The 24,510-nt window shown below is 67.5% G+C and carries 26 protein-coding genes; 16 read left to right on the forward strand and 10 right to left on the reverse strand.

What is annotated here, in order from left to right:
- Positions 1-227: 227 nt before the first annotated feature.
- Positions 228-1,007: an STAS domain-containing protein gene (locus ACOZ38_RS22230; protein WP_424533112.1), complete on the forward strand. Its 780-nt coding sequence runs from the start codon at positions 228-230 to the stop codon at positions 1,005-1,007.
- A gap of 31 nt (positions 1,008-1,038) precedes the next feature.
- Here the strand turns inward: ACOZ38_RS22230 and ACOZ38_RS22235 are convergent, their stop codons facing one another.
- The gene (locus ACOZ38_RS22235) at positions 1,039-1,353 is read right to left on the reverse strand and encodes a hypothetical protein (RefSeq protein WP_424533113.1); all 315 of its coding nucleotides are present in this window, start codon (positions 1,351-1,353) and stop codon (positions 1,039-1,041) included.
- A gap of 403 nt (positions 1,354-1,756) precedes the next feature.
- Here ACOZ38_RS22235 and ACOZ38_RS22240 point away from each other — a divergent pair, with 403 nt between their 5' ends.
- The 3 genes from ACOZ38_RS22240 (at position 1,757) to ACOZ38_RS22250 (ending at position 3,046) form a co-directional block, all read left to right on the forward strand.
- Positions 1,757-2,140 carry a hypothetical protein gene (locus ACOZ38_RS22240; RefSeq protein WP_424533114.1) on the forward strand — a complete coding sequence of 128 codons (384 nt, stop codon included), beginning with the start codon at positions 1,757-1,759 and terminating at the stop codon, positions 2,138-2,140.
- A 305-nt stretch (positions 2,141-2,445) separates the two neighbouring features.
- Entirely contained in the window at positions 2,446-2,835 is a 390-nt protein-coding gene (locus ACOZ38_RS22245; RefSeq protein WP_424533115.1) for a hypothetical protein, read from the forward strand.
- 61 nt (positions 2,836-2,896) lie between these two features.
- Entirely contained in the window at positions 2,897-3,046 is a 150-nt protein-coding gene (locus tag ACOZ38_RS22250) for a GPGG-motif small membrane protein (RefSeq protein ID WP_358552277.1), read from the forward strand.
- 148 nt (positions 3,047-3,194) lie between these two features.
- Here the strand turns inward: ACOZ38_RS22250 and ACOZ38_RS22255 are convergent, their stop codons facing one another.
- Both ACOZ38_RS22255 and ACOZ38_RS22260 read right to left on the reverse strand, forming a co-directional pair.
- Positions 3,195-4,469 carry an enolase C-terminal domain-like protein gene (locus ACOZ38_RS22255; protein WP_424533116.1) on the reverse strand — a complete coding sequence of 425 codons (1,275 nt, stop codon included), beginning with the start codon at positions 4,467-4,469 and terminating at the stop codon, positions 3,195-3,197.
- The gene (locus ACOZ38_RS22260) at positions 4,466-5,347 is read right to left on the reverse strand and encodes an NAD-dependent epimerase/dehydratase family protein (RefSeq protein ID WP_424533117.1); all 882 of its coding nucleotides are present in this window, start codon (positions 5,345-5,347) and stop codon (positions 4,466-4,468) included. Before ACOZ38_RS22260 ends, ACOZ38_RS22255 begins: the two co-directional genes overlap by 4 nt.
- Positions 5,348-6,002: 655 nt before the next feature.
- Here ACOZ38_RS22260 and ACOZ38_RS22265 point away from each other — a divergent pair.
- From ACOZ38_RS22265 to ACOZ38_RS22280, 4 genes are all read left to right on the forward strand, one after another.
- The gene (locus ACOZ38_RS22265; RefSeq protein ID WP_424533118.1) at positions 6,003-6,968 is read left to right on the forward strand and encodes a hypothetical protein; all 966 of its coding nucleotides are present in this window, start codon (positions 6,003-6,005) and stop codon (positions 6,966-6,968) included.
- A 221-nt stretch (positions 6,969-7,189) separates the two neighbouring features.
- Entirely contained in the window at positions 7,190-7,825 is a 636-nt protein-coding gene (locus ACOZ38_RS22270; RefSeq protein ID WP_424533119.1) for a TetR/AcrR family transcriptional regulator, read from the forward strand.
- Positions 7,818-8,612: a maleylpyruvate isomerase family mycothiol-dependent enzyme gene (locus ACOZ38_RS22275; RefSeq protein ID WP_424533120.1), complete on the forward strand. Its 795-nt coding sequence runs from the start codon at positions 7,818-7,820 to the stop codon at positions 8,610-8,612. Before ACOZ38_RS22270 ends, ACOZ38_RS22275 begins: the two co-directional genes overlap by 8 nt.
- A 64-nt stretch (positions 8,613-8,676) precedes the next feature.
- Positions 8,677-9,438 (forward strand): hemerythrin domain-containing protein, encoded by a 762-nt coding sequence (locus tag ACOZ38_RS22280; protein ID WP_424533121.1) that lies wholly within the window; start codon positions 8,677-8,679, stop codon positions 9,436-9,438.
- Positions 9,439-9,877: 439 nt separating this feature from the next.
- Here ACOZ38_RS22280 and ACOZ38_RS22285 read toward each other — a convergent pair whose 3' ends face one another.
- The 3 genes from ACOZ38_RS22285 to ACOZ38_RS22295 all read right to left on the reverse strand — a co-directional run bounded on the left by ACOZ38_RS22285 (position 9,878) and on the right by ACOZ38_RS22295 (position 12,957).
- Complete coding sequence (locus tag ACOZ38_RS22285; protein WP_424533122.1) at positions 9,878-10,783, reverse strand: DMT family transporter; 906 nt, start codon at positions 10,781-10,783, stop codon at positions 9,878-9,880.
- Complete coding sequence (locus ACOZ38_RS22290; protein ID WP_424533123.1) at positions 10,780-11,532, reverse strand: DMT family transporter; 753 nt, start codon at positions 11,530-11,532, stop codon at positions 10,780-10,782. The genes ACOZ38_RS22285 and ACOZ38_RS22290 overlap by 4 nt, the downstream gene beginning before the upstream one ends.
- A gap of 570 nt (positions 11,533-12,102) precedes the next feature.
- Positions 12,103-12,957, reverse strand: coding sequence for a hypothetical protein (locus ACOZ38_RS22295; RefSeq protein ID WP_424533124.1), 855 nt, complete (start codon positions 12,955-12,957; stop codon positions 12,103-12,105).
- A 427-nt stretch (positions 12,958-13,384) separates the two neighbouring features.
- On the opposite strand from ACOZ38_RS22295, the gene ACOZ38_RS22300 reads away from it, so the two are divergent.
- From ACOZ38_RS22300 to ACOZ38_RS22335, 8 genes are all read left to right on the forward strand, one after another.
- Positions 13,385-14,257, forward strand: a complete 873-nt coding sequence (locus tag ACOZ38_RS22300; RefSeq protein WP_424533125.1) for an ABC transporter substrate-binding protein — start codon at positions 13,385-13,387, stop codon at positions 14,255-14,257.
- Positions 14,254-15,363, forward strand: a complete 1,110-nt coding sequence (locus ACOZ38_RS22305; RefSeq protein ID WP_424533126.1) for an amino acid ABC transporter permease — start codon at positions 14,254-14,256, stop codon at positions 15,361-15,363. Before ACOZ38_RS22300 ends, ACOZ38_RS22305 begins: the two co-directional genes overlap by 4 nt.
- Before the next feature lie 4 nt (positions 15,364-15,367).
- Positions 15,368-16,117: an amino acid ABC transporter ATP-binding protein gene (locus tag ACOZ38_RS22310; protein WP_424533127.1), complete on the forward strand. Its 750-nt coding sequence runs from the start codon at positions 15,368-15,370 to the stop codon at positions 16,115-16,117.
- Between the two features lie 50 nt (positions 16,118-16,167).
- Positions 16,168-16,950, forward strand: coding sequence for an acetoacetate decarboxylase family protein (locus ACOZ38_RS22315; RefSeq protein WP_424533128.1), 783 nt, complete (start codon positions 16,168-16,170; stop codon positions 16,948-16,950).
- A 72-nt stretch (positions 16,951-17,022) separates the two neighbouring features.
- Positions 17,023-17,715 carry a GntR family transcriptional regulator gene (locus ACOZ38_RS22320; protein WP_405149823.1) on the forward strand — a complete coding sequence of 231 codons (693 nt, stop codon included), beginning with the start codon at positions 17,023-17,025 and terminating at the stop codon, positions 17,713-17,715.
- Positions 17,716-17,764: 49 nt separating this feature from the next.
- Positions 17,765-18,577 carry an SDR family NAD(P)-dependent oxidoreductase gene (locus ACOZ38_RS22325; protein ID WP_424533129.1) on the forward strand — a complete coding sequence of 271 codons (813 nt, stop codon included), beginning with the start codon at positions 17,765-17,767 and terminating at the stop codon, positions 18,575-18,577.
- 151 nt (positions 18,578-18,728) lie between these two features.
- Positions 18,729-19,145 (forward strand): pentapeptide repeat-containing protein, encoded by a 417-nt coding sequence (locus ACOZ38_RS22330; protein ID WP_424533130.1) that lies wholly within the window; start codon positions 18,729-18,731, stop codon positions 19,143-19,145.
- 263 nt (positions 19,146-19,408) lie between these two features.
- Positions 19,409-20,362: a phosphotransferase family protein gene (locus ACOZ38_RS22335; RefSeq protein WP_424533131.1), complete on the forward strand. Its 954-nt coding sequence runs from the start codon at positions 19,409-19,411 to the stop codon at positions 20,360-20,362.
- Here ACOZ38_RS22335 and ACOZ38_RS22340 read toward each other — a convergent pair.
- The 4 genes from ACOZ38_RS22340 to ACOZ38_RS22355 all read right to left on the reverse strand — a co-directional run bounded on the left by ACOZ38_RS22340 (position 20,334) and on the right by ACOZ38_RS22355 (position 24,455).
- Positions 20,334-20,477: a hypothetical protein gene (locus tag ACOZ38_RS22340; protein ID WP_424533132.1), complete on the reverse strand. Its 144-nt coding sequence runs from the start codon at positions 20,475-20,477 to the stop codon at positions 20,334-20,336. The genes ACOZ38_RS22335 and ACOZ38_RS22340 overlap by 29 nt on opposite strands.
- A gap of 66 nt (positions 20,478-20,543) precedes the next feature.
- On the reverse strand, positions 20,544-21,452 hold the full coding sequence (locus ACOZ38_RS22345; RefSeq protein ID WP_424533133.1) for a GNAT family N-acetyltransferase: 909 nt from the start codon (positions 21,450-21,452) through the stop codon (positions 20,544-20,546).
- 339 nt (positions 21,453-21,791) lie between these two features.
- Positions 21,792-22,838 carry a DUF6461 domain-containing protein gene (locus ACOZ38_RS22350; RefSeq protein ID WP_424533134.1) on the reverse strand — a complete coding sequence of 349 codons (1,047 nt, stop codon included), beginning with the start codon at positions 22,836-22,838 and terminating at the stop codon, positions 21,792-21,794.
- 237 nt (positions 22,839-23,075) lie between these two features.
- A complete protein-coding gene (locus tag ACOZ38_RS22355) occupies positions 23,076-24,455 on the reverse strand; it encodes a helix-turn-helix domain-containing protein (RefSeq protein ID WP_424533135.1) in 1,380 nt (459 codons plus the stop codon).
- Positions 24,456-24,510: the final 55 nt, after the last annotated feature.

Consider the following 24,510-nt stretch of genomic DNA (forward strand, 5'->3'; position numbering starts at 1 on the left):
CCTAGGCCCGCCGGCGACCGTCCCGGGGGGACTGCGCCGCTCCCCGCCCCGCCGATACGCGATTGACGCCTCCGCCTGGTGCGCGGCGCCTCCCTGGCCTGCTCGGCCTCCTCGGCCATGACGTCGGTCGCGTCGGCCACATCAGGCCGATATCCGGTCGTCGTGCGCCTAACATTGAATCGCGGGACCGAGCAAGCGTCTTTTAGATGATTTGAGGCTCAATGGAGATGTCCGTCCATCTTGTTCACCGTCATGCGGACACGGCTGTGGTGACGCTGACGGGTGAGGTGGACGCCGCCAACTGCGACCGCCTGGACTCCGCGCTGCGGCGCCTGGTGGCCGGCGGGGTCCTGCACATCCTGGTCAACGCCGGCGAGCTGCGGTTCTGCGACATCGCAGGAGCCAGGGCGCTGGCCCGCACCCATTCCGACCTCCTCGCGGCCGGGGGCAAGCTGGTGATCGCCGCCTCCCCGACCGTCGCCAGGCTGCTCGGCATGCTCTGGCCGCCGGACGACCCCGGCTTCCCCCAGGTCATCGCCCGCGAGCAGACCGGGATGGACGCGGGCGACCCCGTGGCGCCGGGCCGGCACGTCGGGGTCTTCCGCCGCCTCGGGCCCGAGCGCGCCACCCGGGCCCGCACCGGCGCCCCGGCCCGTACGGACGCGGTGCCCACGCCTGCGGGCACGACGTGGCCGGAGGCCGCCGGGCAGGGCGGCCCGGTCGCAAGGGATGCCATGCGACCGGTGCTCGAAAGGTCCGAGCGGCTGCGCAAGGAGGCCGGGCAGCGGCTGGAGACGCTGCACGCGCGCATCCAGGTCACCTGGGCGACCCTCGCCGAGGTCCACGAGCGACTGGCCGTCTCCCACGCCGCCCTGGAAGCAGGAGCGGTCCCGCGCACCGGAGCCCCCGCCCGCGAAGACGACCATTCCCATCACGCCAGGGCCGAGCAGATCCGCCGGCGCGCCGCGGTGTTCGCGGGGGAACGGCCGGGAGCGCCCGGCGCCTGAGGGCGGGCCACCCCCGGATGCCCTCAGGCGGTCAGCGCGCCACTCCGGCCCCCTGCGCTCGCCGGTCGGCCTGCCCCTCGGGGCCTTCCGCCCTGCCGTCGCCGTTCCGCGGCGGCTCGGCAGTGCGGGAGGCGCTCGCGTACGGCCTCGCCCTGATGTGCCGCACGGCGGCGGGAGCCTCCGCGGGAGCGCCTGCCTGAGCAGTCGTGAAGTCGGCCCGCTCACCGGCGCACTGGCAGTAGCCGTGGGTGAGGATGAGCCGCGCCCGGACCAGGGTGTAGCGGCCGGGATCGATAGCGGTGAGAACTCCGCGACATCTGCCGCACTGGCCGCCCTTAACTGCCATTGCCGTCCCTCGCGTTCGATTCGTCGTCCGTGCGGACGATGGCGACCCGGCTGCACACCCCTTCAGAGCCCGGGCCGGGTCATCGCCGGGCAGTGATCACGGTCACGCCGAGAGGGGGCATCCCCGATAGGCCACAGCATAAGGTGACGACGCGAATACGTCTGGTTGATGCCTGTTTTGTTCTTACACCCCCGGCCGCGGGCGGGATCTGATCGCCCCTCGCGGCCTCGCGGGCCCTCGTCCGAGGCTGACGAGTTCCGGCGTTTTATGACAAAGCCCAGGTAATCATCTTCGTCGTGGATCACTCGGCCTGTGGGCGCGGGTATGGAGTTGACATCGCCCAAATGCCGACCAATCCAAGTACCCGCCGCCATAAGACCTGAAGGGGCAGGTGCCCAGCGAGATGACTCGTCACCGCGCGGAGAGCCCGCTTACCGATGTGCCCGTCCACGTACGGCGGCTGGCGCTGGCCGCGCTGGTGATCGCGGCGGCGGCGGCCGTCGCGTCACCGTCACAGGCGAGCGCGGGGACGGGGGCGGCTCCCCGGCGCTCCCTGGCGGCCCTCGTGACCGACGACCACGGCCCCATCCACATGCGTAACGGAAACGGCCGGGGCAACAAGAGCTATTCGGAGATCCTCAGCCCCACGGTCATCACCGGCCTGCAGAACGTGTCGAACACCACCCTGGGTGGAAACAGCCACACCGAGTCGGCCATCTGCAAGAAGAAGGTGCGTATCTGCAAGATCGTCCAGAAGGCCCGGTTGAACCTCCGGAAGCATCGGTAGTGCGCCGCCCGGAAGGCCCATTCCGGCACGTGGTCTATTTCGGTATTCAATAGGTTTTCAGGTAGCTTGTCGGATTTAACCATTACCCAGGGCAATGATGCGGTAATAATCTGGGGGTGAATCACCGGGAACGCGACCTACGCCCCGATGGCCGGTATGTTGGCGATCGGGTCTGGATCGAGGGAACTCCCTGCCTGGACTCAGTCCGATCCAGCAGGGGGCGACAAAGAATGATTTGTCAGCATTACCGGATTAGTCTCGCCCGGAGAACCGTCGCTGTGTGCTTTCTTGCGGGTGTAGCCGCTTTGACGACGCTGATCGGGGTGATCACGCCGTCCCCGGCGAGCGCACGCGCGGAACGCCCCTCCACCCAGCACACCGCGAGAGACGGCGGCGGCGACGATGACGACCGCGGCGGGGTGCGCAGCCACGACGGGAACGGCACCCGCAACCGCAACATCTTCTCCGTCAACAGCCCCTCGAGCAACCACGGCTTCCAGCACACCTCGGCCAGCACCGCGGGCGGGGCGACCACCGTCCAGAACGCGCTGTGCAAGCACGCCAAGATCTGCAACATCACCCTCAAGGTCATCGTCATCATCCCGAAGAAGCACAGGAAGCCGAGCTCCAAGAAGGAGAAGGCGCAGGAGGACGCGTCGGAGCATGACGACGACGAGGAATGCGACGACGACTGACGTGACCGCCTGGGCGGGCCGGTCCCGTTTACCGGTCCGGCGCCCGGGCAGCGGCCTGGTCATGGCTACCTTGTTGTGGATCCTCGCAGTCGTCCTCGTCATCTCTGGCATCTACGTCCTCCTGGCCCGCCGTGACATCCTGTGGGGCGTGGTACTGATCGTGGTCGGCCTGCTGGTCGGGCCCGGAGGAGTGAGCATCTTCAATGTCTAGGCACGGGAGACCGTGCCCAGCGGATCACCCAGGAATCGCCGGTCCCTGACCGCTCGCCCGGCCGGCGAAGGCGCCGGGCCCACGGCGAGCGGTGACACCGATATGCGGGGCCGGGCGCCCTCCCCAGCGGAGGGCGCCCGGCCCTTCCTCATGGCGCCTCGATCCCGCCGTCGGGACGGCGGACCGTGGCTGCCCAGCGCTCGAACAGGTGCGTCACCGGCGGATGGGCGGCCGCCGCCGCCTCGTCGAGGTCGACGCCCCAGCCGGGCGCGTCGCTCGGGTACAGGTAGCCGCCGCGCGGTACGAGCGTGCCGGGGAAGACCTCCAGGGTCGCGTCGTTGTAGACGTGCCCCTCCTGGATCGCGAACGCCGGGGTCGTCACGTCGAGCGCCACGTTGGCCGCCGCGCCGACCGGCGAGACGTCGGCGGGCGCGTGCCAGGCGGTGCCCACGCCCATCAGCTCGCACAGCGCCACCAGCTTGCGTACGGGAGTGAGCCCGCCCACCGCCGACACGTGCACGCGCAGCAGGTCGACGCCGCCCCCGGTGACGAGGCGGGCGGCGTCGGCGACCGAGGAGACCTGCTCGCCGACCGCGATCGGCATCGGCGCGGCGGCCCGTACCTCGGGAAGCCGGTCGTACAGCTCGAGCGGGATCGGGTCCTCCAGGAAGAACAGCCGGTAGGGCTCCAGCGCGCGCACCAGGCCGAAGGCCTGCTTCACCGTGAGCCGGTGGTGCACGTCGTGCAGCAGCTCGATCTCCTCCCCCAGCTCGGCCCGTGCCCTCGCCATCAGCTCTGGCGTGGTGCGCAGGTAGTGCTGGACGTCCCAGCCGTCGGGGTTGGGGCGGCCGGGGTAGCCGCCCCCTTTCCCCGGCGCGCCGTAACTGCCGAGCCCCGGCTGCCCGACCTGCACCCGGACGTGCCGGAACCCGTCGGCGACGATCCTGTGGGCCTCGGCGATGGTCTCGGACATCGAGGCGCCGCCCGCGTGCAGGTACAGCTCGGCCGCCGCCCGCACCCGCCCGCCCAGCAGCTCGTAGACGGGCATGCCCGCACGCTTGCCCGCGATGTCCCACAGCGCCTGGTCCACGCCGGACAGCGCGCTGTTGAGCACCGGGCCGCCCCGCCAGTAGGACGACAGGTGCACCATGCGGGTGATGTCCTCGATGTCGGCCGGGTGCCGGCCGATCAGCATGGGCGCGACGTGCCGCTCGACGGTCGTCGCGACGGCGTGGAACCGCTGGGTGAAGGTGGCGCACCCGAGGCCGTACAGCCCGGGGTCGTTGGTGTCGATCCGCACCACGACGAGCGGGACGCCTTCCGGCGCGGTCACGATCGGCCGCACGCCGGTGACGCGGAGGCCGTCGCGCGCCGGCCAGGGCGCCTGGGTCTGCGGCATCACGCCGTCCGCGGGCGCGCTCACGGGATCACCAGGTCGGAGGCCGGCTCGACCGGGTACAGGTGCTCGGCGCGGAAGCCGAGCAGGGCGGCGGCGGCGCTCACGTCGATGGGCGCCGTACGGCCCGGCAGGGGTGCCCGTCGTTCGGCGCCGGGGTGGAACCGGTCGAGGAGCTCCTCGGTGGGCTGCGGGGCCAGGGTCGTCGGCGCGGCGACGAACAGCACCTGGGCGCCCGTCACCGGGCGGGTCGCGGCGAGCCAGTTCGCCCGGGCGGCGTCCCTGGTGTCGAGATAGGTCCACAGCTCGTGCGCGCCCGACCGAGGATCGGCGGCGTAGTTCGCCGCCCGGCCGGGAAGCTGGTCGGCCGGTCCGCCGAGCAGGGGGAAGCGCAGCGCCACCGAGTCCATGCCGTAGCGGCGGGCCATCATCGCGGCGGTCGCCTCGTCCACCTGCTTCGACAGCGCGTACGGATCCTCCACCTGGAGCGGCAGGTTCTCGTCGATCGGCACGTACGCCGGATGCAGCTCGCGCGGCGACCAGGGCAGGCCGAGTACCGAGAAGCTGCTGGCGATCACGGCCCGCCGCACGCCCGCCTGGGCCGCCTCCTCAAGGACGACGAAGGTGGCCCGGGTGTTCCCGGCGAACACCTGCTCCGCCGTGCCGAGGCTCGGCGCCGCAAGCGCGGCGCAGTGGATCACGGTGTCCACCCCGTCCAGGGCGGCGCGCACGGCCTCCACGTCCCCCGCGCTGCCGGTCACCACCCGGTCGGCCGGAAGGTTCCCGGGGTCGTCGAGGTCCAGTGCGGTCGCCGGAACGCCTTCATGGGCGAGCAGGCCGAGCGTGGCACGCCCGAGCCTGCCCGCCGCGCCGGTCACCAGGATCCGGCGCGGGTCGCGGATCAATCAGTTCACCACCTGAACAGTCGCGGGTTGATGCGTTCTCGCCCAAAGCTATGCCTTCCTCCGCGACCGGCCCCTGCCCGGGTGCTCCTCACCCGGAGAGCCGCCGGCCTTCCGCCGGCTCTGACCTGGCGCGCCGCCGCGGTAAAGGACCGACAAGGAGACTTCCGGGCGCGATTTCCGTAGCGTGGCGCAGATCGCCGCAGAGCCACAATTGGCCCGGCGATAGGAGCAGTCCGACGTGACTACGCCGGTCCTCTCACCAGCCATGTCCGTACTTTTGATGACCGGCTCCGGGCAACCCTTCTCTAAGGTGGATCATGGTTTATATCGCCACCTCAGGTCATCGCGGACTTTCCGCCGAGACTTCCACGTTGATTCAGGCCGCCATCGCGGAGGCTCTTGCCGAGTACGGCCCCGATGTAACCGGCGCGTCCTGCTTGGCTGACGGAGCTGGGTGCTCAACCAAGGTGGAACGCTTGAGGCCGTGATCCCCGCCGAGAAGTACCGCGAAGGTCTTCCCGCCGAGTCTCACGACGAATATGACGCGCTCATGCGAAAATCAAAATCTTGCCTCTACTGGACCAGGGATGACATCCGGGGCAGGAAATAGCCATAAGGGCGTTAGTTCCAGTTGTAACCAAGGAGAAGCAAGTTAATGACTAGCAGTAAGAAGTGGCTGTTGACTGGATGCATTCTGGGCACGTTGGGTGCAGTTGGCGCAGCGTCCATCATCACATCATCCATTGCCCAAACTCGCGACGAAGAACCTCCCCCATTACAGGTCTCCGATCGCCTACCTGGCCATGATCCCGAGATAATGCAGGCAGTTGAGGACCTCTTCGCCGGGGCTGGCATTCGTCATGCCGTAACAGAGGAACTTATCTATCGCTGCATGACTGGCAAAGGACTGCCATACGTCAAGCGCAAGGCTCCGGCGCACGACGTGAATCCGACCCTGGGGTCCGACACCTATGGCACTCCTCTCAGTGAGGCTAGCAGAGTTGGATATCGCTCCAAGGAACGCCTCCAAACTTCCGAGGACACCGATACATCGGGCTTCGGTGAACTCTCCGCAACTGATCAGCAGAGGTGGGGAGAGGCTTTCTTCGGGAAAGAGGATGCCCCTGTCGTCAGTGTGACCCTGCCACAAGGAGGCACTACCGATACTTCGAGCGATGGATGCCTCTCTCAAGCGCGCTCGCTGCTATACGGATCCCTAGCGGACTGGCTGAAGTGGGGCGCATTCGCCGGGTTCTTCGCTATCGAAGCACGTCAGCACGCAAGTTCGGACCCCCGAATTGCTGATTTAAATCGGCGATGGTCGGACTGCATGGACAAGTCCGGCTATAAGGGAATCAAAGATCCAGAATCTGCCCGCGAACTAGCCGCGAGCGGACATGCGCTCCACAGGCTCAGCTCCGAGGAGGCACACAGCAAAGAAATCGAGCTGGCGACATCCGATGCCAAGTGTGATTCAACTCTCGGTTATTCAAAAAGTCGCCGTAAGATCGAAGATGAATACTATACGGCGGCGCTTGTGAAACATAAGTCGAACATCGCTAGTCTGCGAAAGATGAACGATCGAGCCTTGACCGAAGCACATAGGATTCTAGGGAACTAGGCACACCCCGGTCGGCCCATCCAGTGCTCCCTCCCCCGGAAATCTGCGCACTGGTTTCCGGGGGAGGGGCGGGTTGATCAGCTCGCACGATCTTAGTGATGATTTGCGGCACAGTGCAGAACCGCGGCCTTGGCTTGGCCAGCGTGACCGACGCTGGAGGGCGTCTTCCAATCTCCAAACAGGAGTTGACCTGCCTAATGCCGTTAGGTTTTACTAGTGGCATGAGGGAAGATCGTAGGCTCCGTCGGCGCAACGAGACCGTTCAGGAGATCCTCGACACCGCGATCGAGGTCATGGGCGAAGAGGGCGTGGCCGCGCTCAGCCTCGCGGAGGTCGCACGGCGCGTAGGCATGCGTCCACCGTCGCTCTATCAGTACTTCCCGTCGAAGCTGGCCATCTACGACGCGTTGTTCGAGCGCGGGACGCGACAGATGGTCGAAGTCCTGGACCCGTACCTGCCGAGGCTCGCCGAGGATCCGCGAAGGGCCATCGCCGCGGGCCAGGAGGCGACCATCGCGTGGGTGGTGGCCAACCCGGTGCTCGCGCAGCTCCTGTACTGGCGACCGGTGCCCGGATTCGAGCCTTCCCCTCAGGCGTTCGGGCCCGCCGTACGTCAGCTGGAGGTCCTGGGTGAGGCGCTGAGGGCGGCTGTGGACGCCGGACAACTGGCGCCTGCCGCCGCGAGCGAGGAGGGCGTCGCCCTCTTCACGGTGCTCATGTCCGGTGTGATCAGCCAGCAACTCTCCAACGAACCGTCCGCGCCGGCCGGAAAGGGACGCTTCACCCGGCTCACGCCTACGGCACTGGATATGTTCTTCCGTTACTACGCCGCTGAGAAGGGCGAGCCCGATGAGTGAATCCTTCACGGAAGCCGCGCACCTGCCGCAGACCGACCGCGACCAGTCGGCCGTGATCGCCGAGGCCGAGGGCCGCGCCACCCTCGCGTTGCTCGGAGCGCTTGGCGACGGCGACTGGAGGCGTCCCACCGACTGCGGCGAATGGGACGTGCGCACCATGGTCGCCCACCTCGTCGCCCAGTGCGAAGACAACATCCACCTCGGCACGATGCTGCGCCGGGAACTGGTGGGACGACGCCGGTACCCCGGCAAGATCGCTTTGGACGCTCATATGGCCGTGCAGATCGACGACCACGCCGCCGAAGCCGGACCGGCACTGGTCGAACGCTTCGCGCTGCTGTGGCCTCGTGCCGTACGCGCCCGCCGGCAGAGGCCGAGCCCGATGCGCCGCATCAAGATCAACGCCGGCATACCCGGTGTACCGCCGCTGGCCGTCGGCTACCTGCTCGACGTCATCTACAACCGTGACCTGTGGATGCATCGCATCGACCTGGCCCGGGCGGCGGGGCTGCAGATCACCATCGGGGACCACGACCGGCAGATCGTCGAGCAGGTCATCCGCGACCTGGCCCTGGCCTGGTCCGCGGCACCGGTCGTGTTGGAGCTCGCCGGCCCAGGGGGTGGCTCGTGGCTGATCGGCTCGGGCGAGCCGACGGCGGTCGTCCGAACGGACACTGTGGCATACATGCGTGCGTTGTCCGGTCGCGACGACGACGTGCCGCTGGAACTTGTATCCGGCACAGAGGCCGCCCTCACCGTCGTCCGCCAAGCCAAAGTCGTCTTCTAGAACGTACGGGTGCCAAGAATTCGATCCGGCGGCCGGGCTGGAGCGCCGTCCGGCGGACGGGCTGATGGAGATCATCCAGGGAACCCTGACCATCCAGAAGGGAGCCGCCTCGATGACGGCGAACAATGACCGACCGGCCGATACGCGAATAATGGGCATCATCCACGGCGCGTTACGCCGCGACCTCGAGCGGACCACGAGGGCGCTCTCGTCGACGCCGCCCCCGCTTGAGCGGCAGCGGGTGGCCATCGCGGCCCATGTCGAGTGGTTGATGAAATTCCTGCACAGCCACCACATCGGCGAAGATCGGGGTCTGTGGCCCATCGTGCGGGCGCGCAATCCCGCTGCCGGCGACCTGCTGGACCAGATGGATGCCGATCATGCTCGGATCGCTCCGGAGATCGACCGGGTGGAGAAGGCCGCCGCTGCCTACGCGGCCGACGGCTCCAGCACGGCCCGGGAAGGTCTCGTCGGTGTGATCGAGTCACTGCGATCCGTTCTCGACCCGCATCTGCGACGGGAAGAAGAGGAGATGATGCCGATCGTCTCGCGCAGCATCACCCGGGCACAGTGGGACGGCTACACGAACACCCATCATGTGGCGACGAAGTCCAAGAGGGAACTCGGCCGGGAGGGCCACTGGCTGATCGACAGCCTCGATCCGGAGGGCTATGAGGTGGTCGTGCGGGTCGTGCCGGCGGTGCCCCGCTTCATCCTGCTGCACGCCTTCGCCAAGCCGTACCGGCGGGAATGCGCCCTCCGATGGGGACCACGCGTCCAGGTCACCCCGCTGAGCCGACAGCGTCCTCGGCCGACCCCGAGCTGATCGGGCGGAAGCGTCTTAGATTCCCTGTGGTTGTCTGAGGAATTCAGACAGTGAAGCGGTACACCGAGCGGAGGGAGTCGCCGTTCGATCATCAGCGTGAGATCCGCCGGGTCTACCAGTGGAAGGACTTCGCCGAGGTCGACGCGGAGTTCCGCGCGTGGGTGGCGGCTCGGGTCGTGGACGTCGGGGGACGGTCCGAAACCGATCGGCCTTTTCTCTCCGCTACTTCCGCTGGGTCGCCAGCTCGGAACACTCGGCGGCGCGGCGGTAGGACAAGCGGGCAATCCGCAGGGCGCAGCGCGCCGCTGCCCGGCCCTTCGACGCGACGGTCGTAGGTGGCGTGCACGTTGACGATCGGGCTGGACCACAGACCTCTCCAGCTGTCCCGTTCGGGCACCGCCTCATGGGGGACGAGCTTGGCGGCCTGCTCGGTCGCCGGTCATCGACCTCGTTCACCTCGGGACCGTCCGAGACGGCTCTCATGCCCGCGTCGGGGCGGCTTTCGACCGAGCCCGGATGGGGCCGACTTGGCGAGCAGGAAGCTGCCATAGATGATCAAAGCGATGCCTGTGGCTTCGAGCAGGATCCAGGTGCCCGTACGGACATGCTCTCCGAACATCGTGGTGCCGTAGAGGATGCTGGCCACAGGATCGCTGACGGTCAGTGCCGGCTGTGCGGCGACCAAGGGGCCGCTCTGTAGCGCGTTCTGCAGCAGGAACAGGCTGCACAGACCCGCGACCACCATCGCGTACAACTGCCAGGAGGCGAGCAGTGCGGCCGGATCACTCTGGAAGATCGAGGTGCTCTCCTTGATGAAGGTGGCGGTGAAGGCGAACCCGACACCAGCGGCCACCCCGAGGGCGGCGGCCCGGCCGGCACTCGTGAACAGTCGTGCCACCATCACCAGCCCGATGGCGGTGCCGATGGTCACGACGGTGGCCATCACCCATTCCGCCGAGGTGGGGGTCTGCCGTCCGGGGCCGGGCGCGGCGCTGGCGAGGAACATACTGACTCCGAGGGTCATCGTCCCCACCGCCAGCCAGGATCGCCGATCGAGTTTCACACCCGACATCCGTGACAGCAGAACCATGGTGAACGGGAGTTCGATGACCAGAACAGGTTGCACGAGGGCCAGGGCTCCGGCCGACAGCGCGGCGGCCTGGAAGACGAAGCCTCCGATGAGCGCGGCGATCCCGGCGAGCCATACCCGGTTGCGGATCAAGGCCAGGACGAGGGCCGGCCGGAACGCCTTGTACTGGGGCACCGACCGTACCGCGCGCCGTTGCAGCACCGAGGCGGTCGCATTGCAGGCCGCGGCGAGCAACGCCAGCACCACAGAGATCATTGAGCCCCCTCGTCCCGGCGTTGGACAGCGTCCTGCTGCGACTTGGCCAGGAACGGAGACCGCCCAAGGATGACGATGCCCACAACCATCGCGATCAAGCCGGTCACCATGCCCGCAAGCGCCACTTGGCTGACTCGAAGGCGCTCGGCGAAGATGGCGTACGGCTGCCAGGTTTCGGCCACCGCATCGAGCCCTTTGCCCAGCGTGAGCAGTGAGCTGCGAGTCAGCACGTCCTGGATTCCGTACAGCAGTCCGGCGGCGGCCAGCAGCGTCGCCTTGGTTTGCAGGGAACACCGCAGCCCGTGAAGGACGAGTCCTGCCGCGACCATGACCACCAGAATCAGCGTCAGCAACCGCGGGGAAACCGGATCAGGCAGATGGCCCGCGCGGGGTTCCCCGAAAAGCAGGAAGAGCGCCACTCCTCCGCTCACCAGCACCGCGCCCACCCATTCCATGGGGCCGAAGTGCTCTTGGTAGATCACGTGGGCGGCGGTGAGGGCGAACAGCAGATTCGTCGCCAGGAGCGGTTCCACCCGTACCAGTTCCGTTTCCCGGAGCGCGGTCGCACTGAGGATCTGGCCGCAGAGCATCAGGCCGATCCCGATGAGCCACAGCGGTGTGCGGATGAGGTCCAGCAGCAGGCGGGGATGCAGTATCTCTTCCAACGGCTCCCGATACGCGACGTGTTGCTGGGCGACGAAGCCCAGCCCGAGAAGGCACGCCGCACCCAGGCAGATCACGATGATCACCAGAGGCGCCCCTCTCCGATGTCCGGTTCAACAGCACAGGCGCAAGAACAGGGGATCCCCCCTGTTCTTGCGCCTGTACCCGGAGCCCTGCGTGGGTTCGTCCGCGAGCTCCCGGTGAGCAACACGCCGCGCGCACGAAACCGTCACCCTGCGTGTACCGCTGGCTTCCCGGCTCTGGGGACATAAGCCTCATCTCCCCACTCGGTCATTATCGCCGAGGGGGACCAGAGATAGATCAGAGAGGTTGGCCGCAGGCTTGGGCCGCGCAACACTGCGTCAACCAGCCTGGCACTCGGACGGGCGACCTGCGACGGACCTCCGGCATGCCCGTGAAGCCCGGCCGATGTGGCCTTGTCGTCGGCAAGCATCCTGCCAACCTGCGATCTCGTGTGGTGGCCCGGAAGAACGTCTGAAGAACTTTGTCCCCAGCCCGCCGCCTCTCCGGGGGCATCTGACCTCCTGCCCGCACAACCGGCCGGCGGTACAGATCACCGGCTCGGCTCTGGAAGGGAAGGCAGGACCGGCCTCAGGGACCTCTGCGATGAGGCCGCGACGATGTCGCATGCGGGTTCACGAGCCCACCGGTGTGAGGAAGCCTTCGAGGACCACCAGGCCCTTGCCGTACTTATCGTCGACCTCGCGCTGGAGCTCGGGCGTGGCCACCCAGACTCCGATGGTGACGTGGCCCGCCCGCTCGTCCGCCGAAGCGGAGTACATGCCCTTGATCTCTTTCTGCGCCCTTTCCTGGAGCGACCGCAGCTCCGCCGCGCTGCGCTGGGCGCGGCTCAGGCACAGCCCGCCACCCCAGACCTCGCGGATCGCGGGCTCGTGGACTGCCGGATCGCCGGTGAACCGCAGGTTCAGCACCAGCCGCTTGGGATCGTTGGCGAGCCGCTCCACCGATCGAGGGTCGCCGGGGTCGAAGCCGTCGATCTCCTCGAGATAGCTCTGGTCCAACCAGCTGCCCCCGTACCCGGGGAGCTTCTCGGCCCTGGCGATCGCGGCGGCCATCGCCTCCTCGGTGGCCTTCGCCGGGTCGACCGGACGCCAGCCGCCCGCGGGCCTCGGGCACGGTGAGGTGAAGGCCGACCGGTCACCTCGGGCGTCGCGGCGCCCGGCGGGGCGCGGAGACTCGGTCAGCGTCAGCCTTTCACCATCCCAAGTGCCGACCACGTGATATTCGCCCCAGCGCACGCCGCCCTGGGCCGAGTGCTCGACCGCGTTCCAGTCCCACCCGATGATGTCGGGCCCGCCGCACTGGGGCGGCAGAGATTCGGCGACGCCGGCGCAGAGCTGAGGGCCGTGCTGGGCGTTGGCGAGTACGGTCCCGTCGGCCTGATACCGCATCACGGGAGCGGTCGCCGCCGGCTCGGTCCCGCAGGCGGCGAGCGTCACGAGCATGGCCACGAGCCAGATGCCTCTCATGCCCACTGAGACGGGCGAAAGCGCTCAGGGGTTCAATGACGGCGTACCGCCCACACCATCGCATTTGAGCACGACCGTCCGCGTGAAGCTGGACCAGGGCGTCGAAGCCGCCCTGACGCCAGGCCCGAATCGCCGCGCCGACCACCTCCACCATAGGGGCACGCCTTCCCACGTCGGATCCACCGTGCCCCCCGCGCCGGCTCCCTGCCATCGGGGCGGTCTCCCGCAGGTCAGGCGGTCCCGAACGCGCCGACCGGCGATAGACCTCATTTCCATAACGGACACTCCGCCCACACTGGCACAACCAACAACGTCTGTGTAATGTCACCCGCACATCACTGACATTTCAGTTAAATATCAACGTGGGCGGAGCGTAGAGCCGGCTTGTGCGGCGCTGCGCGGTCAGACGAACCAGGGAAGGTGCGGCGTGAACAAGCCGTTCAAGATCGGCAGTGCGGCGGCCGCGGCGGCCGCGCTCTTTGTGCTCGCGGGCTGCGGCGGCCAGGAGACCTCCGCCGCCGGGAAGAGCGGGTCCTCCTTCGGAGAGTGCGAGATCACCGCGAACCCGACCGTCCACAAGCTGACCACCATGCAGGAGGGCACGCTCACCGTCGCCGCGTCGCTGCCCTACCCGGCGGGCTACCGGGGCAACACGCTGGAGAGCGTGGACGGCGGGTACATGTACTGTCTCGACGCCGAGATCGCCAACCGCGCGGGACTGAAGAAGATCAAGCTGGTCAACGCCTCGTTCGAGGCCCTGGTCACCGCCAAGTCCTCTGACTTCGACTTCGCGGTGTGGGACATCTACGACACCCCGGCGCGTCGCAAGGTGGTGGACTTCTCCGCCCCGTACAACACCTACAACTCGGGGGTGCTGGTCAAGCCGGACTCGGCCCTCACGGCGGCGACCATCAAGGGCTCGACCGTCGGCGTGCTCGCCGGCTCGGTGCAGCTGAAGTACGTCCAGGAGACACTCAAGCCCAAGCAGGTGCGGGTGTTCAACTCCAACGACGACCTCTTCAACGCCGTGCTCGCCGGGCAGATCGACGCCGCCCTGAACGACACGGCCACCGTGATGCCGAGGGCCGCGAGCTCCGGCGGCAAGCTCAAGGTGATCGGCCAGTACCCGGTCGGCGGCGACGTCGCCCCGCTCTTCCCCAAGGGTTCGCCGAACGTCCAGGTCGTCGACCAGATCATCGCGGACATGAAGCAGGACGGCACCCTGGACGCGATCATGAACAAGTGGCTCAACCCGATCCTCGGCGGCGACCCCAACGCGCTGCCCGACTGGACGGCGTGACCGTGAGCGTCCGGGGCTCCCACGCGCGGACGTCCGGCAGCGACGTCCCCCGCGGCCAGGCCGTGGCGTACGCCCGCCCGTTGAGCACGCGCGGGTACCTCAACGGAGCCGCGGTCCTGGCCCTGCTCGCCCTCGTGCTCTGCTACCAGCTGGTCGGCGCGACCGTCACCACCGCCCAGCCGCTGCGCGTGGTGCTCGGGCTCGTGCTGCCGGCCGCGATCGTGGGCGGCCCGCTGCTGACGGCGTACCGGCGCGGCAAGCTCTCCGAACAGGAGTGGGAGGGCAGGCGGTACGTCGCCGCGCGCGAGGCGGCCGCGCGGTCGAGGAACGCGTCGATCGCCTCACTGGGGCTGACCGGCTTCGTCGTGCTGGTCTCGCTGGTGGGCCTGCTCATCTTCACCAACGACGGCGCGGTGCAGAAGACGTTCTTCAACCCCGGGTTCATGGCCAAGAGCATGGCGGACATGAGCAGGGCGCTGCTCGTCAACGTCGAGATCGCCCTCGGCGCGCAGGTCCTGGCGATGGTGTTCGGGCTCGTGCTCGCCGTCGGCAGGCTGCTCCCGGGCAAGGGGTTCTGGCCGGTCCGCGCGCTGTGCGTCGCCTACATCGACGTCTTCCGCGGCATCCCGTCGGTGGTGCTGATCTACCTGGTGTGCTTCGGGCTCCCGATCACCGAGGTGCCGGTCCTCAGCGAGGGCGGCCCGATCCTCTACGCGATCGTCGCGCTGGCCCTGACCTACAGCGCCTACAACGCCGAGCTCTACCGTTCGGGCATCGAGTCCATCAACAAGGGGCAGACCTCGGCGGCGCTGTCGATGGGACTCTCCCAGCCCGACGTGCTGAGGTTCGTCATCCTGCCGCAGATGTCGCGGAACATCGCGGCGCCGATGCTGAGCACGTTCATCGGGCTGCAGAAGGACACCTCGCTGGTCATCGTGGTCGGCATCATCGACGCGTTCAGCCAGGCGAAGATCTACTCGGCGAACGACTTCAACCTGTCCGCGGTGACGGCGGTGTGTTTCCTGTTCGTGCTCATCACGATCCCGCAGACCCGGCTCGTCGACTACATGCTCGCCCGGTCGAGCAGCAAGAAGCAGGGGGGCTGAGCCGGTGCGGACCGCATTCGTCGAGCTCGACCAGGTCATCAAGAAGTACGGCGAGAACACGGTGCTCGACCGCGTCGACCTCGCCGTCGACCGGCACGAGGTGGTCACCCTGATCGGCGCCTCAGGGTCGGGAAAGTCCACGCTGCTGCGATGCGTCAACGGGCTGGAGACGATCCAGGGCGGGCTGATCTCGCTCGGCGGCGACGTCATCTCCGGCGAGGGCGTCGACCTCGTCAGACTCCGCCGCCGCGTCGGCATCGTCTTCCAGAGCTTCAACCTCTTCCCGCACATGAGCGTGCTGCGCAACTGCACGCTCACTCCGGTGCGCGCCGGGGTGGCGACCAAGGAGCAGGCCGAGGCGGACGCCCGGGTCATGCTCGAACGCGTGGGACTGAAGGAGAAGGTCGGCGCCTACCCCGACCAGCTGTCCGGCGGGCAGCAGCAGCGCGTGGCCATCGCCCGGGCGATGCTGATGCGCCCGGAGGTGCTGCTGCTGGACGAGATCACCTCGGCCCTGGACCCCGAGCTGGTGATCGAGGTGCTCAACCTGGTACGCGAGCTGGCCGGGGACGGCATCACCATGATGATGACCACCCACGAGATGCCCTTCGCCCGCGAGATCTCCTCCAAGATCTGCTTCCTGCACAAGGGCAGGATCCTCGAACAGGGCCCTCCCGAGGAGATCTTCGACGCTCCTCGCGCGCCCGAACTCCGGACGTTCCTCCGGAAGATCCACGAGGCCGGCCGCAACTGACCCCTCCTGGCGGGCCTCTTCTACACATCACGACAACGGGACTACCAATCATGAAGCAGAACTACGACGTCAAGGACTTCTTCGCCTACCTCGGCTACCCGAGTGGCGACCAGCCGTACTGGGCCAAGGATCTGCGCACCCTGTCGGTCTACTGCCGGGGCGACCGGGCGAACCTCGAAGCGCTGCTCGAGCCGACCCCGTTCGAGCTCGCCGACGACCGCTTCGTCGTGCAGATCGCGGACTTCGCGAACGCGACCCCGGGTGCCTTCTACGACTCCGGCGTGGTGATCCCCGTCCGGTACCGCGACCACGTGGGCGTCAACTACTACTTCGAGTTCGAGGACCAGCCGTGGAGCGTCGCGTTCGGCCGTGAGGTGTGGGGCTATCCCAAGCAGTACGGCGAGATAGAGCTCACCCAGGATGGGAACGCCATTGCGGGGACGGTCAGAAGAGCCGGTAACCTGATCTTCGGCATTTCGATGACCTCCGACGACGGCTACTCGAACGAGGCCTGGGCAGACATGACGATGTACCCCCACCTGCAGGTCCACGCTCTCCCCGAGGCCAACGGCCCCGGCTTCACCACCTTCGAGATCATCTCCCGCGACACCTCCAAGGACTTCGCGCTCCGGCACAAGGCGTTCGGGCCCGCCGAGGTCGAGCTGGGCCCGGCGCTGTCGGTCAACGGCGTGGAGCTCAAGGTGGTGGAGGTCCTGGGCGGCGAGTACTCCCTGGGTGACTACGCCTGCACCGTGGAGAACGGCATCTCCACCGTCATCGACGACGTGCTGGCGGCCACTGCGGGCGGCCCCGGCGAGGCCCGCTACCTCTGATCACCGGTCGCTGAGAGTCGTGCACGCGGTGGCCCGCCCGACGGGGCGACCTCGTGCGGAGAGGTCGCAAAAGTGAGTTCTGCCCACGTCGACGGCAACGCCGGGACGGGCGCCGGCGAGCAGTCGGCCGGCAGCCTGCTGAGCGAGTCCGCCGGCGCCAGGTTACGGTCGCGGCTGGTACGAGTGGAGATCATGCCTGGTGAGCGGCTCAGCGAGCCCGAGCTGCGGGCCAGCCTCGGGGTCGGCACGTCCCCGGTGCGCGAGGCGATCAGAAGGCTGGAGTTCGAGAAGCTGGTCGTGATCTATCCGCGTAGCGGCACGTTCGCCACGGACATCGCGCTGAAGGACTCCCGGTCCGTCATGGAGCTCCGGCTCCAGCTCGAAGGGCTCTCCGCCGCGCTCGCGTGCACCCGGGGGTCGCGCACGGAGAAGGAGCGGCTCACCGAGATCTCCGAGCGGCAGTTCGAGACCGACGACCTGCAGCAGTGCATCGACCTCGACGCGGCGTTCCACCGCAGCATGTACCGGATGACGCGCAACGACTACCTCGCCGCCACGGCGGAGATCCACTTCAACCTCGCGCTGCGGCAGTGGTACTTCTGCTCCAAGGTGGTGGAGACCCCCGACTGGACCGGTGTCGACCACCGCCCGCTGGCCGCCGCGATCGCCGAGGGAGACCCGGAGTCCGCCAGCGAGCACATCCGCAAGCACGTGCTGCACGACTCTCAGCAGATCGCCGACATCCTCACCAACTACGGGCTGTAAGCCCGTTCACGGCGGTCCTGCCAGGCACCTTGAAGGAGAGTTCCACCGAATGCCGGCCACCACCACTTCCACCTCGCACGACCTCTTCTCCCTGGACAGGCTCTTCTCCCTGGACGGCCTGACGGCCCTGGTCACCGGCGCGGCCGGCGGGCTCGGCCGCGCGCAGTGCCGCGCGCTCGGCTCGGCCGGCGCGCGGATCATCGCCTCGGACGTCAGCCTCGACGCCGCCCGGCGGTGCTGCGCGTACCTGGAGGAGAACGGCGTCGAATGCCTGCCGCTGGAGATGGACGCCAGTTCGCTTGAAAGCATCGACAACGCCTTCGACGCGCTCGACGCCGCAGACGAGTTCCCCGGCATCGTGGTCAACAACGCGGGCGTCTCCCTGCGCAACGACGCGCTGAGCGCCACGCCGGAGGAGTTCGACACCACGCTGTCCATCAACCTGCGCGGCACGTACTTCGTCGCCCAGCGCGCCGCTCGGCGGATGAGCGAGCGCGGCGGCGGGCGCATCATCAACGTCTCGTCCATCGGCGGCCTCGTGGTGGACGGCGAGCGGTCCTCCGTGTACGACGCCTCCAAGGCCGCCGTCGTCCAGGTCACCAAGAACATGGCCTACGAATGGGGCAAGCACGGGATCAGGGTCAACTCCATCGCCCCCGGGTACATGCGCACCGCGATGACCTCGGACCTGCTGCCCACCAAGGACGTCGAGGATTCGCTGGTCAGGACGCATATCCCGCTCGGGCGCGTCGGAGAGCCCGCCGACCTGGCCGGAGCCGTGGTCTTCCTCGCCTCCGACGCGTCGGCCTACGTCACCGGCCACACCCTCACGGTCGACGGCGGCTGGCTGGTCGCCATGTAGCCGGCTCCCACAAGCCGCTCACGACGTAAACGACTCACACGAGCCTGAGGTGCACCGGCGTCCGGTAGGCCGATAGGGCTCGTACCGATCGCCGGTCTCCACCAGTTGATCAAGAGGCCGGACCGTCGGCAGAGGTGACACAATTGCGTCCATGGCTGATGATGGGCCGTCGAGGCAGACGCTCAGTGCGCTTCCGCCCTACACCACCGTCACCCGCCAGGTGTTCGACGGCCAGGACCTGACCTCGCTACAGGCGATGCATCTGTGGTTCAAGCGGTGCTCCTTGGCCGGAGCCGACCTTCGCCATGCCACCCTGGATGGCTGCTCCTTCATGCTGTGCGACCTACGGGGAGCCGATCTGCGAGGCTCATCGCTGAGGACCGTGAGCTGGGCCGGATGTGATCTTCGGGACGCTGATCTGCGCGACACCGACCTGACCGCAGGGCAGTTCGGGCTGGTCAACACCGGCGCACCACCGCACGGCCTGACCGACGTCACCGGCGCCAAGTTCGACGACGCCATCACCCGTGACCTTCAGATCGACCAGGTCATCGGCTGGGCCCGGTAACCACCCAAGCGCTTCGACGAGCATCACGCCAGACTCCCAGCTGAGATCCTTGTCGGCGTGCTCTCGTTGAAGATGTATGTGAAGTCGGACTCCACTTATCAGTCAGTTCTGACTCCACTTGCTGCCGTGGGCGCCTCGTTGTGTAGGTGAGATTTGACTCCACCTGTTGCGTCGGACACGCGGTCGGAGCGGCTCTGGGTAGGCTCCGGATGTGGATCATCGGGCCTTCGCGCGTGCCGCCGTTCGGATGATGAGGTAGCACGGTGACCAACCACGATGAGGCGGCGACTGTCGGACCGTTGACACTGGCTTGGGTGAGCCGGCACCTGGAGGTCGGCGAACGGATCGTCAGAGCTGAGGCACTGCACGGCGGCATCACTGCCGAAATGCGGAGGCTGACCATCGGCACACGGGGCGGAGGCACCCGTGACCTGGTGCTACGGACTTTCGTCAACGTGGAGCACGCCGAGGACTGGCTGAACAGGGAGGCAGGCGCCCTGACCCTGCTCCCGGGGACCGGCGTGCCGGCTCCTGGACTGGTCGCTGTTGATCCGACCGCCGCGCATTGCGAGTATCCGTCGCTCCTCATGACACATCTGGCGGGCCGGACGGTCCTCGACGATGAGGGATTGGAAGCGCGCGTCCCTCTGCTGGCCCGTCAACTCGTGGCGATCCACGCGTTGCGACCCGCCGAGCGGCCCCGGGAGTATGTGGCGTTGACGACCGCCGACACCGTCGTGACTCCAAAGGGCGCAGACGCGGCGGCATGGGCCGCGGCGATCGACGTGATCCGCAAGCCCGCGCCGCCCTATGAAGGGCGATTCCTGCACCGGGACTTCCAACCCGGCAACGTGCTGTTCGACGTGCCGCCCCCACAGCCGGCAGGTGCCCGGATCACCGGCGTCGTCGACTGGGCGGCTACCTCCTGGGGCCCGGCGGATCTCGATGTGGCGCACTGCTCCACCAATCTCGCGCTGCTGCACGGCCCTGCGTGGGGTCTGCGGTTCGCTGAGGCGTATCAGGAGGCAGGCGGGCTGCTGGCCGCAGCCGCGAGCGAGCGGCTGTACTGGCAGGTCCGGGACGGGCTGGCGTGCTCAGAAGAAGTGCATTCGGTGGCGCAGCCATGGCGGGAAGCAGGGAGGACAGAGCTGACGACGCGAGCCGTGGAGGAGCGGCTGGATGCCTATGTCACCGCCCTGATGGACGCGCTGGGCTGAGGGCGATGGTCTTGGCCAGTATCTTCCCGTCAGCCGCCTCCACCAGCTCGTTGACGAGCTTGGTGGCCAGCACGTACTTCACCCGGTACTCGTGCATCGCCGCCTCGGTGCCCAACGCGATCAGGTCGCCCCGGGAGCGAGTCGTCCCGGGGCCGCCGTCGTCCGAGCGGGGGCCTGCGCTCTACCCCAGGTCGGTATGCGGGAGGTAGCGGTCCAGCCGCACCAGGCCCGGATCGGTCGACATGAACGTGTCCATGTCGTCGATCTCCCAGCCGGCCTCCAGCAGCTGGGGCAGGAGCGGGTGCACGCCCGGCACCGCCACCTGGACCTCGTCGACCCCCGGATGCGCGGCGACCGCCGCGAACAGCGCGTCGGCGCAGTCCTGCGGGGTGTCACCCCCCACCGGCCCCACCTCCAGGTCCTCGCCGGTCTCCCTCGCGAACGCGTACCCGCCGCCGGTGACGTGCAGCGTCACCCCGGGCAGGCCCGCGTACCAGGACAGGGCCCCGGCCCGGTCGCCACCGGAGATCCGGGCGTCCAGCTTCACGACCTCCCGCATGCCGGACGGCTCCCCCACCTCCGCCCGGGTCCCATCCACCGGCCCCCGCCCGCCCGGCGCCTCCGCATCTCGGACGGCTAGCCCGGCCGAGGCCTCCGCGTCCCGCGCCTCGGGCCCTCGCGGCCCGGAGTCCTCCGGCGGAGAGAAGGTCAGGTAGATCAGCGGGCACACCGGACGCATTCCCTGCCTTATGTACAGCCCGAGGGCCCTCGGGTCGTCCGACGCGAACGTGACCCGTGGCGTGTCGGACGGCAGCAGCCGACTCAGGATCGTCCGGCCTATCCCGGACGACTGGTGCTCGGGCAGGACGAACAGGTCGCCCAGGTGAGAGACCTCCCCCCGGCGGAGCACCCCGCCGAACCCCACCACGCGCCCGTCGACCTCCCCGACGAGCAGCGTGCCGAACGCCCGCTCGGCGTCGAGGAAGTCCGGCATGCCTGCCCAGTCGTCCAGAAGCTCGAAGTGAGTGGCCACCTCCCGCACGCCCGGCATGTCCGCGTCCCCCGCGACCCGCACGCTGTACTCCCCCATCGCCACTCCCCACCTGCAATTACCCGCGACGCTCCTTACCCTAGAACTCCCCCACCCGCCCTCCTCCACCAGGTGGATTGCCGCGTGTTGAGGAAGCACCGGATCGCACATGGACTATCACATAGGCGGACCTCTGGGGCGGTGGCGGCGCGCTCGGGGTGCCGTCCTGCTGGCGCTCGCTCCGCGCGACGGGCGCCCCGGCCCGGCTCTACGACCCGCGCCGCCACCCCCGGCCAACCAGATGCTCAGCCGGTCGAATTCGAAAGCAGACACGCTCGACTACCTGGTAACGCTATTGCGTAGCAACAAACCCTGCCTGTCTAGACAACCGTGGCAACATTAGAGCATATCTAATAGTTCGAAACGTACGGTGCTCCATTCATCTCCGAAAGCCAGCTTGGCGTGATGGAAGGTATCGAACCCACGAGTTCGGGTTCCAGGTCCTTGAACTGCGATTTGTAGCGCATTACCCGCCTGATAGCGACGCCAACGCGGATCTTGCTCAAGATGCTCTATCTCTTCGTGTCCCTCACGAGCCTGACTTAGGGGAACCATCAGTTGCTCTCTCAACTGACGCACGCGGTCAGCATTGGCGTACCGGCCAGTCGCCAGATCGGCACGCGCCTGACTGCTCACAGGGAAAGCGGCAAGCTCAAATTCTCTGATCAACCGATCACTCAGGCGTACGAGTACGTCTATCTGAGTCTGTGCTGATGACGAACTGAACGCCGTGCGCAGCGCGGTGTCGGAGTCGGGGAGAGAAGCGGGAGCGGGCCTGACTTCCTCCGCGAGTGGCCAGCGGATGGTGACGTAGGTGTGCGGTTCCCCCAGCCACTCCCGTGTGAGACGGATGCCTGTGACGATCTCGACGACAGCCATGGCAGCTGCTTGCCAATCCTCTTCGTCGGCAGCTACAGCCTCTGCAAGCGTCTGGAGCTCTGCGGCGAGTGCAGGGTACTGATCAACCACTGACTCCTCGGGTTCCATCGCGTCCACAGCCACGAGGACGCGACCATTGACGGCGTAGCTGAGCCGATTATTTCCATCTACGTCCCAATAGATGCTGCAGACTCGCCCGTCGGCGCTCAATCGTTCAAGTACTTGTGGGAGGCTTCCCAGGAACCCGCTATATTCGAAGAGCTGCGCCAATCTGTTCGAAATACTGATCGACGTGACCGGATCGGCTCCTCGCGGAATAGCGTCTATCATGACGGGCTCCCGTAGTTCGAGCCGAGTGCGTCCCGCAACCTTTTGGGCCACGGCTTCTATGCTAGATGCCGTCCGGGATTCAACAACGGTCCAGCATATGCTTGTCTCAAGCCAAGGCTCATCAGCAAGAATCTGTCGATAGTAGTCGAGAACATTCTGGTAGGCTTCGTTTGCCATTTTCCGCCTCTGAGATAGGCGATGGGGTGCCCTCTCGCCGTACAGGCTTTTAAGAGCACCCCATCGAAGGTGACTTACTGTAATGTTAGGAAGTACTTATCGTGGTCGAGGATCCGATCTTAGGAGGCGGCTGTACGACCCTGGCGACGGCCGGTCAACTGGGCTGCCGTGGGTCTTGGCCATGGGATGTCTCTGCCATCGCCGACTACGAGACCATGCTGGAGCGCGGTTCAGGTTTCAGGAGGCGAGCTGGCTGTTCAGGTAGGAGCGGAACTCTTTGACCTGGATGGTCTCGGCATACGACTCAAGGCGGTCGGAGAACTTCCGGATGCGTTCGACGGATCGGACGGATGTGAGCGACCTGGCCATCGGGATCGCCGCCCGCGCCGACTCGACGGCCTGCTCCACCTCACCCATGCCGAGGTAGGCCTCAGCGGCGTTCACGCGGTTGAGCTGGGCCGACCGAGGTCGCTTTCTCGCGAACTCGCGCACCGCAGACTCCGCGCAATCGGCCGCCCGCTTGTGCTCGCCCAGCAAGTCCCAGCACATGCCCATCTGGGCGGTCAGCTCTGACTCATCGATCCAGGCGGCGGCCCAGACCGGATCGCGATCGCTCTTGCCCCTGGAGTGCATCCGCTCCGCTTCAGTGAGCAGCCGCTCCACCCCATGAGTGCTGTGCGTGTCGTGGGTCTTGTCCGGTCGGGCCTGCATGGCTGTCGCCCACGCTTCCTTGACCAGAAGCATCGCCAGGACACGTGGCGGAGCCTGCACGCGGCGGGCGCTGTCCATCGCGGCCCGAGTCAACCAGACGGCCTGAGCGGGCTGGTTGAGATGTAGCGCTTGATTCGCCATGTTGGCCAGCACCCAGGCACCCGTCAGAGAGTCGTCTCCGCTTTTCGCCAACCTGAGCGCTTGTCCGAAGTACTGCTGAGCCAGCCCATGGTGATCAAGATCGAAAGCGGTCCAACCGGCCATTTGGGTCATCGCAGCCGCTGCCGTCATCAACTCGGCCCCGACCTTGTCGTTGTAGCGGCCACGTAGGAGCGGTGCGACAACGGTGTTCAGGTAGTCGACCACGGCGGGGCGCACCAGTCCCGCGCCGAACTGGTGGTCCATCTGACCGAACGCCTGCCGGGCTTCGACGATCCGCTGGACGTCGGAGAGTCCGACAGCCCGTCCGGATCCGTGATGCGCCGCCGACGCGGCCGTAGCGCCGTAGCTCCACGCCGACAGCCAGCTGCCGAGGGCGGCAGGAACGAACGGCAGCGCGGCGAGAAGATGGCGCCGTTCCGGATCCACGTCGCACCTCCACAGTCGCCCGGCCGCCTCGACGGTAGCCGCGAGCGACAAGTCACTGAAGTCCGGGCACAGCCAGGCTTCCGTATCGACCGGCTCCCCGCCCTCCACCCACCGCTCGACCTCGATCGGGTCGACCCCGAACACCTCGGCCATCCACGCCCGATACACCGGCCGGATCTCCTGTCTCCCCCGCTCCCAACGGCTCCACGTCGTCGGTGAGACCCACAGCGCCTCCGCGATCGCGTCCTGGCTCATGCCCATCCGCCTGCGCGCCCGCGCCAGCTCCGGACGCCCCTCACCCTGCCCCTGCATGCCCATGACCACCTCCCGACACAATGGGTGACCGATCAGCGACTCATTGTCAACATTCGTA

It is taken from the genome of Sphaerisporangium viridialbum, assembly GCF_049674955.1.
Lineage (GTDB): Bacteria > Actinomycetota > Actinomycetes > Streptosporangiales > Streptosporangiaceae > Sphaerisporangium > Sphaerisporangium viridialbum.

Bases quoted from the DNA above. Each gene is read 5' to 3' on its own strand.
- ACOZ38_RS22230 (WP_424533112.1), top strand. From the start codon at position 228: ATGTCCGTCCATCTTGTTCACCGTCATGCGGACACGGCTGTGGTGACG.
- ACOZ38_RS22235 (WP_424533113.1), bottom strand. From the start codon at position 1,353: ATGGCAGTTAAGGGCGGCCAGTGCGGCAGATGTCGCGGAGTTCTCACC.
- ACOZ38_RS22240 (WP_424533114.1), top strand. From the start codon at position 1,757: ATGACTCGTCACCGCGCGGAGAGCCCGCTTACCGATGTGCCCGTCCAC.
- ACOZ38_RS22250 (WP_358552277.1), top strand. From the start codon at position 2,897: ATGGCTACCTTGTTGTGGATCCTCGCAGTCGTCCTCGTCATCTCTGGC.
- ACOZ38_RS22265 (WP_424533118.1), top strand. From the start codon at position 6,003: ATGACTAGCAGTAAGAAGTGGCTGTTGACTGGATGCATTCTGGGCACG.
- ACOZ38_RS22270 (WP_424533119.1), top strand. From the start codon at position 7,190: ATGAGGGAAGATCGTAGGCTCCGTCGGCGCAACGAGACCGTTCAGGAG.
- ACOZ38_RS22275 (WP_424533120.1), top strand. From the start codon at position 7,818: ATGAGTGAATCCTTCACGGAAGCCGCGCACCTGCCGCAGACCGACCGC.
- ACOZ38_RS22280 (WP_424533121.1), top strand. From the start codon at position 8,677: ATGGAGATCATCCAGGGAACCCTGACCATCCAGAAGGGAGCCGCCTCG.
- ACOZ38_RS22285 (WP_424533122.1), bottom strand. From the start codon at position 10,783: ATGATCTCTGTGGTGCTGGCGTTGCTCGCCGCGGCCTGCAATGCGACC.
- ACOZ38_RS22295 (WP_424533124.1), bottom strand. From the start codon at position 12,957: ATGAGAGGCATCTGGCTCGTGGCCATGCTCGTGACGCTCGCCGCCTGC.
- ACOZ38_RS22315 (WP_424533128.1), top strand. From the start codon at position 16,168: ATGAAGCAGAACTACGACGTCAAGGACTTCTTCGCCTACCTCGGCTAC.
- ACOZ38_RS22325 (WP_424533129.1), top strand. From the start codon at position 17,765: ATGCCGGCCACCACCACTTCCACCTCGCACGACCTCTTCTCCCTGGAC.
- ACOZ38_RS22330 (WP_424533130.1), top strand. From the start codon at position 18,729: ATGGCTGATGATGGGCCGTCGAGGCAGACGCTCAGTGCGCTTCCGCCC.
- ACOZ38_RS22345 (WP_424533133.1), bottom strand. From the start codon at position 21,452: ATGGGGGAGTACAGCGTGCGGGTCGCGGGGGACGCGGACATGCCGGGC.
- ACOZ38_RS22350 (WP_424533134.1), bottom strand. From the start codon at position 22,838: ATGGCAAACGAAGCCTACCAGAATGTTCTCGACTACTATCGACAGATT.
- ACOZ38_RS22355 (WP_424533135.1), bottom strand. From the start codon at position 24,455: ATGGGCATGCAGGGGCAGGGTGAGGGGCGTCCGGAGCTGGCGCGGGCG.